We start from the raw sequence: 17,829 nt of genomic DNA, 5'->3' as shown, positions 1-17,829 counted from the left end.
CCTGGATGGTGACGATGCCGGTGGCGGGGCTCGGATTGGTGGTCGTCAGGGTGGCCACGTCCTTGTCGGTGGTATCGAAGGCGGCCGCAGCCGACTGGGCTGTCAAGGTGCCGCAGGTTCCGGTACCCCGGGCACGGAAAATGACATTGCCGGTGATACAGGAGGTCGGCGTGTAGGTGGCTCCATTGGCGAACCAGGTACTCCAGGTCGCGCCGCCGTCCTCACTCCAACTGACCTGGATGCCGGTTGCGGTACCCGTCGCGGTTACAGTAACCGGGCCGGTAATCGGCGTGGTGGCAGGGGAAAAGGTCGGGGCGTTGAGGGTCGTGGTCTCGGTACAGGAACTCCAGGTGAAGGACTGGCTGTTACCCGGGGTGGTGGTGCCGCCGACATAGTAGACAGTGCCGCACTCGGGGTCAGTGCCGCGGGCATAGAGATTGTAGCTGTTGCCGTTGGTCAGGATGGCTGATGCCTCCTGCGGGTCGGGGTTCCAGGCCAGGCGCTCAACCTCGGTGGCACGGGCAGGACCTGAAATCACGATATCATCCAGTGCGGTGTCACATCTCCAACTTGATGAAATTGTACGGAATCGCACCTCTAAATTATTGCTGGTATAGGCGGACAGATCGACGTTTTGATTTACCCAGACATCTCCGCTATTGGGATTGTTGGTTCGAGACCATACCGAATTGGTCCAGTTGGTGCCGCCATCAGTGGAAACATCGACATGCAATTCGCAGCTGAGATCCGTGTCGGTATTCATGTTCCACCAGAAGTCAAGATTCAGCGCATAGGTCGAACCATCAAGGACATTACTGGTCAGCCAGTAGGTTTCAGGATAGGAACCACTGCTTGACTCGGTGTATGCGTAATACCCACCTCCTGTATGGTCTCCGCTCGGCCCCACATTGCTAGAAGGGGTGGTATTGGCGTCCAGCAACCAGTTGTTAGAGGTATTGGTATCTGAAGGTGTCCAGTTCCCAAAATTGTTCGCATCAAAATTATCGGTCTGACTGAACGGTGCCCCGCCACCCGTACCTTCGGTCACGCGAAATTCGAGATTCATCAGATCTACCGGGGTGACCATGCTCGCGCCGCTGAAATCACCTGCCGCAGTATTGACGCCATTGAAGCTGATCGAGGAAGGTGTCAACTCGGTACAGGCCGGTGTCGTGACATTGGCGATATTCGAATCGGCGCTGTCGCAAGCATCGGTATTGTTATGACCGCGCACCGTATAACTGTAAGCCGTTCCCGCCGCGACAGTGCTGTCGGTATAGGAACCGGTGGTGACGTTGGTGGCGATCTGGGTACCACCACGATAGATGGTGTAGTAGTTGTTATTGGTTCCGTCGTACGTCCAGGTCAGATCGACCTGGGTCGGATTGGGAGCAACGGCAACCAGATCGGTGGGAGCGGTTGCGCTACATGGAGGTGCAGTCAGTCCGGGTGCGCCCGGATTGATCGGCGGAGTTCCGGTTGGACTCCCGCCACTGGTCTGAGTGGTATTGATCTCGAAGGCGAAGTTGCTGGTGAGTTTCACATTGGCAGCTGCGTCATACTCGTAACGGGCCTCAACAACCCAGATTTGATTGATTCCACCGGAGTAATCGATAACAAAATCATAAGTCCCGTCACCATTATCGGTCGCCGAGGAAACCGTCCAGGTCATCGTATCCTTGTTGATACTTTCGACCTTGTTGATGTACATCGTATTCTGTCCACCGTTTCCGGCATTGCCCAACTCGAGGGTGGCACCGGTGTAGGGATTGCCCTGCTGGTCGAGCAGACGGAACTTCGCGACCACTGTGCCACTGGTCGGATAGTAGACATAGTCGGGTGCGGAATCGAACTGAGCCGGGACCGAAGCACTGCATGCAGCACCGACATTCAGGGTGACAGCCGCTTTCATCTTGTAGTTGCCGCTGGCCCACTCAACTTCGGCGTAATAGGGGTCATTGCCGCTATCACTGATACTACCGGTCTGGGTGTAGGTACCGTCGCCATTATCAGTAAAATCACCAGCCGCGGTACCAAAAGTATGTGTCGGTTTTGACTTGTTGACGTCATCTACCTTCTTAAGCGTCAGGTTGGCCGACTGGCCGGTAACCGGATTGCCGTCAAAGTCAGTCAACGTCACCGTCAGGGTAAAATTCTGTCCCTGGGAGGGGCAATAGTTGCTGGCCGTGAGATTGATATAGATCGGGTCACCGGCACTGTAGGCAACGGCATTGTCAACCGTACCAAACAATCCCAATCCCATCGCCAGAACGGCCATCAAGGCCAGGTGTGCAAATCTGAACATCCAGGTTTTCCTCCAGATTCCATCCTTCATAGCCGTCCTCACCTCATTATCGTTTACTTTATTCACAGTTTCTTCATTCACTTGTCGATTACATAAGCCAAAAAAAACGTCCCGAAATCGTCTCTTCATTGTTCAGATTCTCCTTCGGGAAGTTGCCAGGAACCGGGGGGCCGAAGCCCCCCGGCCGGCGTTGTGACTGATCTTCCCAAGCTGTTTCAGACCGCGCACTGGTCTCACTCCTTACTTGGGAAGCTGGTTATGACAGAGGTCACAGGATGCCCCGGTGGTTCCCCAGGTGGCCGGGTTGCCGTTGTGACAGGTGACCGTACAGTTCTTGGTGGCGCCGGTCCACATGGTGGCAGTATCGAGTTTGACACCGGCATCATGGGACGTGGCTCCGACCTTGTAGCCGTTGGTTCTTGTCCAGTTGTTGTTCAGCTCCGGTTCACCAGGAGTAAAGTCACGGACCTGGGCCTTGGACCGCAGCGGGTTGACCGGAGCAAAGACCACGTCCTTGGTGCCGTTGACATGGAAGGACTTGTCCAGATCGGCGCTGGTGATCACGGTCTTGTCGGTCGCTGATCCGGTGCTGCCGTGACAACTGACGCAGGCGGTGTTGTTGCCGTTGTACCACTGGCTGACGGTACTGTTGTGACAGACCGCACAGGTGATGGTCAGGGCGGTCCCGACATCACCGTGTCCGGCACCACTGGCACCGGCTTCGGCCAGCTTGCCGGTGGTCCCGCTGTAAACGTCATCGCTGTGGATACCGATGACATGCTTCGGATGGCTGCTGGTGGTCGGCTGGTTGCCATGGCAGTTCTGGCAGTAGTCGCCGTTGGGATTGGTGAAGCTGCCTGTCAGGAAGTCCGGGCTACTGCCGGCAGCGACATTGACCCCATCACTGTGACAGTAGATGGCCGAACAGGTGCCGCCGCTGTAGGCGGCTGACGCGTCATTCTTGCCCTTGATGCTGCTCGGAGCATCAGACGGCGTCAGGACCACATCCAGGATACCATTCTGATGGTTGGCACTGTTGGCCGGATGACAGAGTCCGCAGCCGAAATCGTAGTTGGCGGCAGTGGAGTGGTCCACCGTGTCGCCGTAGGCCGTAGCCGCCGAAGCGACATGCTTGGCATGAGCCCCGACACGGTTGTTGAAGGTATAGCTGCCGACGGTATTGGAGTTGTTGCTGCCGCCGGTTGCCAGGTGACAGGTGTTGCAGTCCGCCGCCGGACCCGCCAGGCCGTTGGCCGGGAAGTGGGCCGAGGTGCCGAGCGTATGCTGAGCATCGTTGGTATGGCAGATATTGGTGCAGTTTCCGGCGGCCATGTCGTAACCGACGGTATCGTTCATCTCTACCGCGTGAGCAGGCGAACCGAGTTCAGTCGGGCTGCCGAGGGTCGAACTGGCATCGTGATAGGTCGCGACATCGTATGGCGCGTTCGGGCGGACATGGCAGGTGGAACAGTTGCCGTGAGTGCCGTTATTGATCGCCGTCTTGGTGCTGTGATCCGGGGTCATACCGGTCCGCCAGTTATTGAGATACCCGTGACAGACATTACAGCGCGGGGCACCGACCGCATTGGATGTGGAATCTGCATCCTTGCTCCACAACCGCTGCCAGGTGCCGCCATCACTGTGACAGTTGGAAGCACAGGAATCGTCTGTACCGCTGGCAGCCTGAGTAAAGGCGGTGATGTTGCCGCTGACACTGATACCACGATCGGTGTTGACCGCACTGTCGGCTGCAAAGGTTCCGTTGATGTGGGTTGAAGCGCCGGTGTTATCAATCGCCGGCAGGCTGTTATGACATTCGGTACAACCGGTACCGAGGGTATTGTCATGCACCTGAACCTCGGTCGGGTTGTTGACCACGGTGTGCAGACCGGTGTTCGGGTTGGCCCCGGCGGCACCCGGAGTATGACACATGGTACAGGTGCTGGTACCGGCGTCGTACCAGCCGTAGGTTCCGGTTCCGGTCACCTTGCTGTTATGGCAGTCGATATTGGAGCAACTGCCGGCCGCGTAGGACGCGTCAGGATCAGCAGCCCCCCAAAGGCTCTTGGCGTGACGCACATTGTCCTTGTCGACAAAGACCTCGGCCGGCAGGTTGGCGGTGGAACCGTGATCGCTGTCGTTGGTGTTCGCGGCATGACAGTATTCACAGAGCGCCTTCTGCGCGGCGTCGGCGGTCGGCTGGTCAAGCAGTTGCACCGCCGTCATGCCATAAACGCGCTCGGCCAGAACATTCATATGCTTGAGATGGCGTCCGGCATCATCCGGACCGGCCGCTCCGTCATTGCCGTCAGGCCAGTAGTTGGCGGCATTTGTGCCGATGGTACCGCCACCATGACAACCGTTGCAGCCGCTCGGTTTGAAAATCGGCGTGCTGGTGTGGCTGTGGCAGGTGGTACAGATCTGACCGGCGTTGTGCGTGGTCAGTTGCTCGGTGGTGCGGTTGAAGTGCTGCACCTCAGACGGATCATGGCAGACCTGACAGACACCCTGATTGGCGGCATTGGCATAACTGCTACGCAGGGTTTTATCAGTAAATCCGCTGACGGTGCGAGTCTGGATGGTGGAAGCGATCATCGCATCCTGACCACCGTTCTGGCCATGCTGATCGTGACAGGTGACACAGGTCAAAGCATCACTGGATGTACCACCTGCCGTCTGGGTGTTGGCATAGTGTACGGCAGAATTCGGCACGCCGGTGTGGCAGGCGTTGCAGAAGCCGTTCGGGTCGACGTTGTAATCCTTGCCGCCGATGGTATTGAGGCGGTTTGTGGTGTAGCCGATGTGGTCGCCGGCGTGGTCATGGCAGTCGACGCAGGCTTTGCCGACTCCGGTCTTGCCGTGGCCATTGTTGTCATAGGCGGTGCCGGCCCGAACCGGGGCCAGGGCGCCGTCAACATTCGCCTGGTTGTAATCACCATGACAGGATTCGCAGGCCACCGGCCCACCGGCGGACCAGGTCGCCTTGGCACCGGTCGAGGCAAGATTGACCGCCGTGGTCCCACCATGACAGGTATCGCAGACGGTAACGGTGGTATCGGTGCCGATAGCGCCACTGGCAACTTCCGCACCGCCGGCAAAGGTGATGGTGCCGTTGATGTGGGTCGCCTGACCGGCCATGCTGGTGTTGCCGGCATTGGCGGCATGACAACGGCCGCAATTGGTGGACCCGCCGACCTTGGCATAGGGCCCGTACTTGATGTTGCCGTCAAGGTGGGTCGCGTGGGCACCGGTGGTCGGCAGGTTGTTGTGGCACAACAGGCAATTCTGGATATTGGTGGTGCCCCAGGTGTAGGTGCTGTTGTTGGGGGCGCCGCCCTGGCCGTTGTTGTGGCAGGCAGTGGTGCCACAGGAACCGTAGCCGCTGTTCGGCAGGGCCACTTCACCCGAGTACTTGCCATCCACGACCGGACTCAGCTGGGCACCGGTGATCACCGTACCGCCGAACTGCACCGCCTGGTTGACGATGGTCGGGGCAGTGGATTTGATGAAGTGACCATAATTACCCGTATTGTCGGGGTGACACTTATCGCAAGTAACAGTCAGACCGAAAGTCGTCGTAGCGTTGAGATGGTTGCCATGGGTTCCGGTCGCCATCTTGGTGCCAGGCTGGTCATCACCGTGACAGAGCGCACAGGACGCTACATCAGTATCCCAGTCAGCACTCTGGGTGCTGTTGGACGGATCATGACAATAGGTGTTCGAACAGGTGTTGTTAACATCGTCAAAGGTGTTGCCGGCCTGATCGAAACTGCTGTCATCGACAGTGGCATTATCGGCCACCGGGGTTGCCTTGTTGGTAAGAGTTTCACCCTGGTTGGCACCGGCCGCACCGGAAGCGTTGAGACCGGAGATGTGGCTGGTATCCGTCGGCAGGGTTGTTCCGGCACTGTGACAGTTGTCGCAGGTCAGCCCCTGAGTCGTCACATGGGCGGCATGGGCTCCGGTCGCGGGCGCGGCATTGGCAATATTATTGTCATTGGTACCGTTGTTGTGACAGGCAGTGCAATTCAGGCCGTTGGTATCGGTCCAGAAACCATCCGCAGCACTGGAACCGTGACAGGCTGAAGCACACCCGCTGGCAGCGGCGGTAATTCCCGGCTGGAGTTGAATGGTGCCATCCTGATGGGTGCCGCTGCCGCCATCTCCGCCGGTCGGAGTGTAGGTATTGACATCAGGCCCGTGACAAATGACACATTCAGACACATCGGCATCAATCGAACCGGTGATATCGATATGGGCCGTATGGGTCGGTCCGACATAACTCAGATCACCATGACAGGAAGAACAGCCACTGGCTGGCTGCCATGTCCGAACACCACCCGCCGCATGACAACTGACGTTGTTACAGGAGGACGGAACTCCGGCGGTGTAAGTTCCTACGGTAACAGGAGTACCGTTGTAATTGCCGCCCGGAACGAAATCATTCCAGTTGCCGTTGAGATGGTTGCCGCCGGCCTTGATCGAGCTGTTGCTGGCGGCGGTATTGGCATGGCAGGTGGTACAGGCCATCCCATTGCTGACGCGGGTGGCGCCCATGTGAGCGGCATGATCACCGCTGGCAGGCCAGGGGTTCCCAGCTGCCGGAGGATTGCCGGTATCCACGTGACAGGTACTGCAGTTGAACCCGGTACCATTCCAGACCGGAGATGCAATCACGCTACCAGGGTTCGGTCCTCCGGGAGCATTGCCGCCTTCAGTATGGCAAACCTTGGAATTACAGGAACCATAGGGGGCACCTACTCCGATATCCCCGTTGTAACCAAGACCGATAAGCGGATCGGCGTTGGTGATGATATCAACAGTATTGTTCAGATGCGCGGGATTGGTTCCGCCAGCCGTCGTATCGACATGGCACTTGAAACAGTCAATATTGTCACCAATTTCCGCAGCATTATTGACATGTGATCCATGCGCATTACTGGCCATGGCATCACCGGATGCGGGCAGCCCGCCATGACAGAGAGTACAATTGCCGGTACTGTTGCTGGTATCCCAGTCGGCAGCATGCGTGTCACCGGACGGGTTATGACAGGCAGTATTGGCACAGGTATTATTGGCATCATCCCAGGTCGTGACGACAACGTTGGCTTCATCAGCTACCGCCTGAGCCATGTCCTGCAGGATCTGCAGGTCGGTGCCGGCGACACTGCTGACATGTGTCTGATCGGTCGGCATCGGAGCGCCATGACAGGTTGTACAGTCAACACCGGTCAGGGCGACATGTTTACTGTGAGCGAGGCCGTCGCCACCACCATCTGCCGGCGGCTGGCCGTGACAGGCGTCACAGGCGATGGTACCGCTGTTCCAGACCGCAGCCTTGCCGCTGGTGGTGCTGTGGCAGGCAGCGCTACAGGTCACCGCCGGAGTGGTGCCGCCGTCGGCGATACCGGCCGCGAAATCAACCGTGCCGTTCTGGTGCAGGCCGCCACCGCCGCCGGTGAGGGTATACGGATCGGCGCCATTGACCTGTGCACCATGGCAGGCTGCACAGTCACTCTTGTCGGCGTCAATAATGCCGCCATTCTTGTTGACATGAGCTGGGTGACCGTTGCTGGCAATGGTGCCGGCATGACAACCCTCACACGTCGTCGCACTGGCCTTGAAGGCGACTGATGCGTCGTTGTGATTGTGACAGGTGGTACAAACCGTTGTGCTGTTGTGACCGTCTGCAGTCGTACGATTGTAGTGGTTGATACCACCGGTACCGCCTGCCGGGTCATGGCAGACCTGACAGAGGCCGGTATTGCTGGCATTCCAGTAGCTCGAAGCCTGGGTCTTGTCGGTGAATCCGGTCACGGCAGCAGGGGCCTTGGCACCGGCCGGACCGACACTGCTCAGCAGCATGGCATCGAAGCCGGCGCCGACGCCGTTGCCGTGCGGTTCATGACAGAAATAGCAGGTATTGGCATTGGTGCTGACCGTAGCGGTGAAGTGGGCCGCCTTGGGACCATGACAGGTCTGACAGAAGGCGTCATCAGCAACAACGGTGGAACCACCGGTCAGCTGCGGATCACCGCTGGTGGCGTCGAAGTGCTTTCCGGCCGAGGTGTCGTGGCACCCGGTACAGGCCGGACCGGCAATACTGGCCTTGCCGTGACCGAGAGTGCCGAAGCTGTTCTGTGCCGGAGCGGTTTTGCCTTTGACAACGGCGATGGCACTGCCGGTATGGCAGGTCTCACAATCGACGCTGGTGGCGTCAGTCCAGATCGGCTCGCGATCAGGCCCGGCGGTCTGGCCGGACGTCGCGCCGTGACAGGCGTCACAGACAGCCTGGGCCGGAGCGTCAATAGCGCCGTTGATATGATTGGCATGTTTTCCGACAGCGGCATTGGCGCCATGACAGTCATCACAGGAAAGCTGTGGGCCATTGACATCGAAGAGATGCTTGGCGTGGGCGCCGGTCAGAGCCGCGCCGGTATCGCCAGTCGCATTGACCTGGTGACATGTGCCGCACTGTCCGCTGGCGGAATTGGTCCAGTTCGGAGAGCTTTCCCCCCCGGCTTTACCGTTCGAATGGCAGTAAACGGAACAGGTCGCGGCCCCGTAGGAACCACCGCCGAGAGTACCGGCGCCGAGAGAGAAGTTACCGTCAAAGGAAACATCCTTGCTGCCGTTGACATGATCGCCACCGATGGCAGTCGACTGAAGTTCGGTGTTACTGACGGCAACGGTCGAATGGCAGACCGAGCAGTCGAATGTCCTGCCGAGCATGGTGCCGGCACCAAGATGCTGCTGATGCAGAGCGGAGTCTTTGCCGTTCATGGTGGCAGCGGTATTGCCGTGACACTGCTGACACTCGTTGTCAGTGGTATTGGTCGGGGTGAAGATGGTTCCCTTGCCGTTCGCCCAGGAAACGGAAACCGGCTGGAAGGCCACGCCACCGATCGGAGCACCGTTGGAGTGGCAGTAGGTGGCGTTACAGGTGCCGGAACCGGTGGCGGTGTAAGTCGGTGACGTCGCGCCATTGTTGGTGGTCAGCGGATCGAGGGTGCCGACGGCGGCGTCCATGACCTGCTGGAATGTCCCGGCATCATGGTCGGCCGAGCCGAGCTGTCCGGAAGCATCCCCGTGGCAGACAGTACAGCCGTAGCTGTAATTTCCAGCACCGTTGGCGTGGGTTGCGTGCGGGGTCGCGGACTCATCCTTGAACACACCGGATGCGCTGTAGTCATTGGTCGTCTGGGTTGACTTGGCGTAACCGCCCTGATTGGTGTCACCCGGAGCATTGAGCGACGGTGCATATCCGTGGCAGGATCCGCAGCTGGCAGCAAATGTACCGTTTTGATTGTCGTGGGAATGGCAGTCGGAACAGGTAGCGCCCGCCTGATGTCCGGCCGGGAAATCATGGCAGGAAAGGCAGAGACTGCCGTTTCCACCGCCATTGTCGTAATTGGGTGCCGGCGGATAGGTGGTGTAATCAAGAGCAACGGTGTCGTTAACCGACCCGGTCGACTTGATCTTGGTGGTGTCGAGGGTGATCTGTTTCTTGAGCATGTAGACGTTCGGCTGACCATTGGGGTCGTATTCATGACCGCCATGACAGGTCAGACATCCGAGCGGAGAGCCGGTCGCAATGTTCCCATGTCCCTTATACTTGTGGCAGGACTGACAGATCGACGTATCGGGTGTCTCTTTTCCGGGGCCATTGTGCTTGAGCAACAGGCCGTCACCGACATTATTGGTACCGATGCCATCGGCCGTCGAAGCATCTGAATCAACCCCGTGGACACCATGACAGGAAGAACAGGAAACCTTGCCGTTGACCAGGGTGACATTGCCGTTGGCTACATTCGTATTATCAGGAGTCGCTTTGTATTTATTCGGAAAACTGGCGGCGGCGGCGGCCAGATCAACGTTCATCGGGTGGGTGGTGATACCGTGGCTGTTCTGGTTGTCCCAGGCGCGATGACAATCGAGACAGAGCGGTTCCTTGGTCGGGGTCGACAAGCTGGTATTCATCAGCAGTTGCGGATTGGTGTCATAGTATCCATGGGGGTCATGACAACGTGAACAGGTCACGGAACCGCGGGAATAGCTGAGAGGACGCTGCAGGGCTGCGGAGAAAAAGGTCGTCGGTTCCTGGGCTCCGGCCTCGGGCTTGGTGGCCGTTCCCGCCCAGAAATGGGAGGTCTGGTTGCCGGGAGTCAACCCCTTGGCGGTTACGGATCCCAGAGCGTCGCTGGTATCACCACCGGTAAACGCACTGTGTGCGGAGCTGCCGTTCCTCGCCGGGTCGGCAAACGAATTGACCGGAGGCAAGGTTCCAGTGTGGCACTTAAGGCATACGTTGTTGTCAACACTGTTAACTGCCAGGGTCGAGGTGTGGCACTCCTTGCAGTCAAAGTCATGCATGCGGATGTTCGCAGTGGCAAACGACGCACTGACGAGAACGCACGCTACAGCAAACAAAATGCCGATCCAGGTTTTCCGCCTCATGAACAAAGCTCCTATCATCCTGTTAAGCCCTAACTCGAGCAACACAATTCAACTTATTTAATATGACAAGCCAGGCAAAGCGCACTGCCGGTATTCGGGGTAATCAAGAACGGTTTGTAATTGGGATCTCCGGTAAAAATACCATAATCGACATGAGGATCATGGCACGAGGAACACTCGACCCGCTTATCCGCATCAGGGGCATTTTCCGGCAGAAACCGGACACCGGCGGCCTCGGCCTCGGCAATCGTGTGCAGGCGCGCGGCATTGTTCTTGCTGGTATCATCATGAACCGCCTGGTATTTAAAGGAAATCGGATGGTCGTCAGACAGGTCATTGCTGACCGGGTTGACCGTTCCGTCGGGATTCCGACCCTGGCCGATCTTCGGTCCCTGGATGTTCAAAAATCCATCGCGCATGGTTCCGTCACCGACAGCCGGAGTCGGTTGGCCGACGTCATTGGTCGGATTGATAACCGTGTACATGGAAATACTGCCGTCATGGCAACTGAGGCAAAGCATCGATTCGGGATTGACATTGGCGGTCCGGGTGCTGGCCACGAATGTTGATAAAGTCGAACTGGTGTAATGGGTGTAGACCACAGAAGAATTGTTCCGGTTCCACAAGGGGCCATCGGTACTGCTGCCATGCGGGGTATGGCAGAAAACGCAGATTTCGTCCTCATTATTGGACGGAGCGATATTCCCGGACGTGGAAAGATTGTGGGACGTATTCGCCACACCCTGCGGTCCCCTGACCGCCAACGCCTCCCCGGCAAAGACAGCAACAGCCAAGGCGACACATCCCAGCAGCATAATCACTTTATTAATTTTCATAACTTCGGCCCCTGAACCCTTTTATCAACTCTGATCGTTATCGTTTATTTATTGAAGGAGCTGCTTCAATTCACTGGCTGCCGCATAAGCGGAACCGGCCGGGTCAAGACCGGCGAGCAGATTGTCCACTTCGAGGCTGGCAGCCGCGTAATCATCATTCTGAGCGGACTGGATTGCGGCCCGAACCGCACCGACCTGATTCGCTTGGGCGGGCGACTGGGCATCCACCAGGGTTTGAACCTGGTCGGTTTTGGTGAGAAGCGCCGGTTTGAAGGATGCGACATGCTTGGTGCCGTTGGATGACGCGACCATGAAACGTCCCGAACCATCAACAATGATCAAGTCTTTCCCCCCTGCACCATCAAGATCCAAGGCAAAAACACGGGTATTAATCTGAGCGGAAAAGAGACGACCATCCTTGTACTTAAGCGGAATGGTTTCAGCATAAACCAGCCCGCCGTTCTGAATTTCATAAAGAGAAACCCCCTTTTTATCAGTCAAAAGAATTTCCTTATCCCCATCTCCATCCCAATCAACCAAACAGGGAGCAACTGGATCTTGCGACTGAAAAACAACTACCGGATCTGTAAATACAGGATTTTTAACCGTTCCAATATTTTTAACAAAACTTAATTTTCCCGAATCATCTCCAACCAGAATATCATTCAAACCATCATTATCCCAATCAATCACAACAGGAACCAAGTTAGATGCAAAAATAAGATCTTGCCCATTTGCTTTCAACACCTCTGGCACACTCTTGAAAATTGGTGTCTGACGACGCAATTCATTATAATAAACCCTCAATCTACCATCGCTCCCCCCCACAAGTAGATCAACATTACCATTATTATTCCAATCAATCATAAACAACGATGTAGCCGAACCAGCAGGAAGAAGCTTTCGAGGCGTGGCAACCTGAAACTTTCCCTGTGAACCTACAACACGAAGAGTAGGATAATACTCCACCGAGCCATCATTCCTTGCAACAACAACATCAAGGCGCCCCCCTACCCTATCAATATTGCCCACAAATACAGACCGAATCTCCCTTACATCAGAGCCAAGATAATATGTTCTCCCCTGACCAGTTGCAGGATCATTACCCCAATAAAAAATTCTGTGCGCAACAACAGGACCAACAACTGGCCCCAATGCCGGAACCAATTGAAAATATTGTTTCTTCGAAGAAAACTTTTGGATAAAAATAGGCCGCACAACCGGCTCAAAGCCAGGGCGCTCCAAGACTAGGTCGTTCCATCCGACAACAGCTGGGTTTCGAACAGTCAAAGGAGTAGCTCCAAGATACTGACCACGAACAACCGAGTTCCCCGCAAGATAGACTTTAACACCAGGTACATTTGTATCGACCCGCAAGTCCGTTGCCCTTAGAATAAACGAACCGGCCGTACTAGGCTTTGACCACCCGCCCTTATAATCATTTGCTTCCAAGCGCCAAAAATAAGGCACACCGGCAACAATCCGCATGTAATTTTTAAGTGTTTGCAATTGAGCAAACACCCCCCAGCGTACCAAACGCGTTTCACTGAGAAGTGGTCCTGAAAAATCAGGGGACCTTGACAGAGTCAAACGATAACGGATTTTATTAGCAGGATCAGGGTCATTCGAAACTTTCCAAAAAAGAGCATCCCACGGCCAAACGAACTCCCCATTCAACGGCGAAACCAACTGCGGCACCGACGGTGCCTCATTGACCGCATTCACCCAGAAAGTACCCTCGGTACTCCACCCGGAGACCGCACCTTTGCTATCAACCGCCTGCACCTGCCAGACGTAATGAGCATTTTCAACCAAGCCGCCGGCGGTATAGGAGTTCGTCGTTACGTCGACCGGCGCACCATAGGGCTGCCCCGCCTGTGCCAACCGAATCTGATAACTGACCGAATCACCATCAGGATCGGTTGCTGCGGAAAAATTGAGGGTCGGAGCAGCAGTCTGAACAATATCGTCGGCAGACGGAAAACCCATAGCCGGAACAGATGGCGCTTGGTTTACAGGAGCAACAGGATTGGAGCCACCGTCAATACCGACAATGACAAGGCCTTGCTCGCCAGCAAAAATCAAGCGACTGTTGGCACTGTCATAGACCGAACGATAAGTCGTGCCACCAAGTTCGCAACCTGCCAAGAAAGCATTTGCGGGATAGGCGATTGAAGTATCCATTGCCCGCAACACACCTTTCTGGTTCTGACCGCGAACAACATAGAAACGCCCTTGACCGTCAGCAACCAGTCCATAATACTCTTCAAAGGGCAAGGCTGTCGTAATAGGACCACCCATCTGCGCCTGCAGCATAACCCGCTTGTAAGCCCGGGTTGCAAGATCAAACACCTGGATATTCCCTGACTCACTTCCGGCTGTGTTCTCCGGTGAGTAAGCACGGGTACCACGGTCAGCAGCAAAAAACTCTCCACTGGCCTCATCCAAAGCGATACTGGTGATGCTCAAAAATTCACCAGCCTCGCAGGCAGTACTCGACCCGGCGGCACAAGGAGCCCCGATATCAAATTGAAACACGCCACCGGCATCGTAAACCTTGACAACCCCTGAATCGGCGATATAGAGCCAGCCGTTACTGTCCAGCTTGAGATCAGTGACCTTGCGGAACTCGCCGCGTCCATCCGGACCGTTATTGGTACCAATCGAACGCTTCAGGGCCCCGGTTACACCGTCATAAACCAGTACACCGTCAACACCGGGTTTGCCATGGCCGCTGAAACTCTGACCGATGGCAACATAAATTTCACTGCCGTCACTCTTGACCGCAATCGGCCCCGACAACTCCAGCGAGTCAAATTCGGCAACTTTGTTGCCGTAAGTATCAAGCTTGACGATCTTATCCTGCGGAGGAGTCACCGGCGAAAGAGTTCCAGATCCATCAGCAATATAGAAATTCCCGGCGGCGTCCATGGCGATCCCCATCGGGCTGCCATAGTCCTGCCCCTTGGCACCCAGAATTCCCAGAGAGGCGAAACTCGGCACCGTCGCCGCGAAAGACAATGGAAGCCATATAACCCCGAGGAGCAGGGAAATAACCGCCATTAGACTGATGATCTTCAAGGACCCTTTCATGTGGACGCCTCCTGATCGGCGAGAAATTACGCCTTCTGCTTAATATTTTCAGCCGCTTAGGACCTTTTTGGTTTTTTCCGTCACTCAGGGATTTTGCAAACTTGATACCAAGGGCGCAAACGCACCGTTACGACCGTGCAAATGCGTGGGCAGCGACAAAAAAACGGGCCTGAAAAACAGGCCCGTTCCGGATTTTATCGACAGAAAAATCAGACCTGAAGCAGGTCAGAGAAAACCGAACTTCTTCATCCGGTAACGAAAAGCATCGATGCCGAGGTTCAGCTTTTTGGCCGCCTTGGACTGATTGCCCTCGGATATTTCCAGAGCCTGGCGGATCAGTTCACGTTCGACATCTTCAATGTCGATTCCTTCAGGGGGCAGATTGAAACTTATCGGACCGCTGGAGGCGGTCCCGGTACGGGCGACAATCTCCTGGGGAAGATGTTCAAGCAGCAGGGTCTCCTCACTTTCAAGGATAATTGCCCGCTCGATGACGTTTTTCAGCTCGCGGGTATTTCCCGGCCAGGAATACTCGCTGAGGAATCGTTCCGCCATCTTGGAAATCCCCCGCACCGACTTGCCGAATTCACGATTGAAATGGTCAATAAAATGCTGCACCAGCGGCATGATATCCTCGCGCCTCTCCCGCAGTGGCGGCAGATAGATCGGAATAACCTGGACGCGATAGTAGAGATCATTGCGAAAGGTTTTCTCCTCAATCGACTTGAGGAGATCCTTGTTGGTCGCCGAGATGATGCGGACATCGACCGTAATATCACGGGTTCCGCCGACCCGCCGAAACTTGCGTTCTTCAAGGACGCGCAGCAGCTTGGCCTGCATGCCCATCTCCATGTCGCCGATCTCGTCAAGAAAGAGGGTACCGCCGTCAGCGATTTCGAAGAGTCCCTTCTTCTGGGTCTTGGCGTCGGTAAAAGATCCCCTTTCATGCCCCATCAGTTCCGATTCAAGCAACGCCTCCGGCACCGCGGCGCAGTTGATGGCCAAGAAGGGTTTGTCGGCCCGCGCGCTTTCATAATGAATCGCCTTGGCAACCAGCTCCTTGCCGGTTCCGCTTTCTCCCTGGATCAATACCGTACTGGCGTCGGACTGGGCAATCTTGCGGATCATCGCTTTGACGTTGTCCATGTGTCGGCTGGTACCGATGATCTTATCGAGCCCGTACTTCCCGGTCTGCTCGGATCGCAGGTGAGCGACCTCACGTTTCAGTTCACCGGTTTCAAAAGCCTTCTTGATGACAATGGCGAGTTCCTCAAGATTGAAAGGCTTGTTGATGTAGTCAAAGGCACCGAGTCGCATCGCCTTGACCGCGGTTTCAAGAACACCGAGAGCGGTCACCATGATGACGATGATGTCATCCTCAAGCTCCTTGACTTTTTCCAGGACTTCAATGCCGTTCATGCCCGGCAACTGAATATCGAGCAAGATCAGGTCCGGAGCCTCCTGCTGAACCATTTTCAGGGCATCTTCTCCCGAAGCGGCGGTCACAACCTCGTACCCCTGCTTGCTCAGGTTCTGCTCCAGCGACCAGCGGATCAACTGTTCGTCATCGACGACAAGAATCTTATGTTTCGACACGGGGTTCCTCTTTCGATTCGAATGAAGGGTGTTGTTGAACGGGGATCTCTATTATGAATGTCGACCCTTCGCCAATTTTACTTACGACTTTTAACATGCCACCGTGCTGTTCCACCAGCTGTTTGCAGATCGGCAGACCAAGCCCGGTCCCCTGGTTCTTAGTGGTAAAGAAGGGAACAAAAATCCGTTCCAGGGCCGCCGGTGCGATTCCCGGTCCGGTGTCACTGATTTCAACGCGCAGGACATCCGTCCCCGTGGCATTGATCGCCCGCGACGTCTGGACCGTCAGAGTTCCGCCCTCTTCCATCGCCTGGATCGCGTTGATGATGATGTTGAAGAAGACCTGTTGAATCTGCTTGACGTCGGCCCAGGCCGGCGGCAGATCTCGGGCGAACTCCTTGACTCGATGAATGTTCCGGGCTTCGGGATGCTGGCCGACGAAAAAGAGGGTTTCCTTGATCAGTCCGTTGATATCAACCCAGGAAAATTCCGGCTTTCCGGGGCGTCCGAAATAAAGCAGGTCGGTCACCGTCTTGTTCAGACGGGCGATCTGCGCCAGGATCTGGTCAACCACTTCACGACGCGGATCGGATTCCGGAAAGTCCTCGGCCAGAACCGAAATGGCGCCGCTTATCCCGGCCAGCGGGTTCTTGATTTCGTGCGCCAGACCAGTTGCCATTTCACCGACCGAGGCCAACCGGTCGGCCCGCTGCATCTGCTGGTAATGGTACTCCTCAAGTTCAGCCTGAGCCTTCTGCAGATTATCAACCATGGAGTTGAAACTGCGTACCAGGCTGCCCATCTCATCGGCATACTTCGGCTCAAGCCGCACCGACAGGTCCCCTTCTTCGACCTTGGCCATGGTTTCCGCCATGGTTTCAATGGGGCGCTTGACGAAACGGAGAAGCAGGAACGATGTTCCGGCGGAGAGAATGACGATTGAAACCACCATATGCAGCATGAAGAACTGGTACGATTCCCAGATCTGACCGGTCATCTCATTGAGTGAAAAATTGAGATTGAGAACGCCGACCACCTTGCGGCCGTAACCGTGACAGATGAAACAGCGCTCGTCGGAGACAATCGGCTTGACCATCCCCAGCACTTCACCGTTATCGGTCTTGAACACCCCTTCACTGCGGTTGTTCTGGTAGAGGTTGAGATCAAAACTGTCTATCTGCCGACCGATTTCATCCGGCCGGGCCGATTTGAGAATTGTACCGTCGGGATGAAAGATGCGGACATTGGTGAGCCGGTGGCTGCGGCCGACCATTTCCAGAATAGCCTGCACATCATAGCTGTTGCCGACTCTCATGGAATTGAAAATCGATTTTTCAACCGTGGTCAGAAGAAGCTTGGCGCTTTCCCGAGTCGACTGGATGAGATGCTGCTCTTCGCGCCGGATGTGAAACATGGTGAAGGTACCGATAACCACGGCAACCAGCAGGATATTGAGGATGATCACCCGTATGACCAGACTGTTGAATATCACGTCGATTCCATTCGCGTCACAGGCGTGGCTGTCACTCCCGACAGGGGCAT

Annotated in this window: 6 protein-coding genes; all 6 read right to left on the bottom strand. The window is 56.0% G+C overall.

Annotated features, from left to right (window positions below; translation table 11 throughout):
* A partial coding sequence (locus tag B5V00_RS08820) for a hypothetical protein (RefSeq protein ID WP_172399681.1) occupies nt 1–2,305 on the bottom strand: 2,305 nt, incomplete at its 3' end.
* Between the two features lie 240 nt (nt 2,306–2,545).
* Nucleotides 2,546–10,678, bottom strand: coding sequence for a CxxxxCH/CxxCH domain c-type cytochrome (locus B5V00_RS08815; RefSeq protein WP_172399680.1), 8,133 nt, complete (start codon nt 10,676–10,678; stop codon nt 2,546–2,548).
* 137 nt (nt 10,679–10,815) lie between these two features.
* Nucleotides 10,816–11,598: a cytochrome c3 family protein gene (locus tag B5V00_RS08810; RefSeq protein WP_085010411.1), complete on the bottom strand. Its 783-nt coding sequence runs from the start codon at nt 11,596–11,598 to the stop codon at nt 10,816–10,818.
* Between the two features lie 48 nt (nt 11,599–11,646).
* Nucleotides 11,647–14,691: an FG-GAP-like repeat-containing protein gene (locus B5V00_RS08805; RefSeq protein ID WP_085010410.1), complete on the bottom strand. Its 3,045-nt coding sequence runs from the start codon at nt 14,689–14,691 to the stop codon at nt 11,647–11,649.
* Nucleotides 14,692–14,916: 225 nt separating this feature from the next.
* Nucleotides 14,917–16,287: a sigma-54-dependent transcriptional regulator gene (locus B5V00_RS08800; RefSeq protein ID WP_085010409.1), complete on the bottom strand. Its 1,371-nt coding sequence runs from the start codon at nt 16,285–16,287 to the stop codon at nt 14,917–14,919.
* Nucleotides 16,274–17,779 carry a sensor histidine kinase gene (locus tag B5V00_RS08795; RefSeq protein WP_085010408.1) on the bottom strand — a complete coding sequence of 502 codons (1,506 nt, stop codon included), beginning with the start codon at nt 17,777–17,779 and terminating at the stop codon, nt 16,274–16,276. Before B5V00_RS08795 ends, B5V00_RS08800 begins: the two co-directional genes overlap by 14 nt.
* Nucleotides 17,780–17,829: the final 50 nt, after the last annotated feature.

It is taken from the genome of Geothermobacter hydrogeniphilus (genome assembly GCF_002093115.1).
GTDB lineage: Bacteria > Desulfobacterota > Desulfuromonadia > Desulfuromonadales > Geothermobacteraceae > Geothermobacter_A > Geothermobacter_A hydrogeniphilus.
Note: the sequence above shows the minus strand (reverse complement) of the source record. Positions and strands in the feature narration are given on the sequence as shown.

Excerpts from the sequence above, each read along its gene's own strand:
- B5V00_RS08815 (WP_172399680.1), bottom strand. The coding sequence starts at position 10,678 with ATGCATGACTTTGACTGCAAGGAGTGCCACACCTCGACCCTGGCAGTT.
- B5V00_RS08805 (WP_085010410.1), bottom strand. The coding sequence starts at position 14,691 with ATGAAAGGGTCCTTGAAGATCATCAGTCTAATGGCGGTTATTTCCCTG.
- B5V00_RS08810 (WP_085010411.1), bottom strand. The coding sequence starts at position 11,598 with ATGAAAATTAATAAAGTGATTATGCTGCTGGGATGTGTCGCCTTGGCT.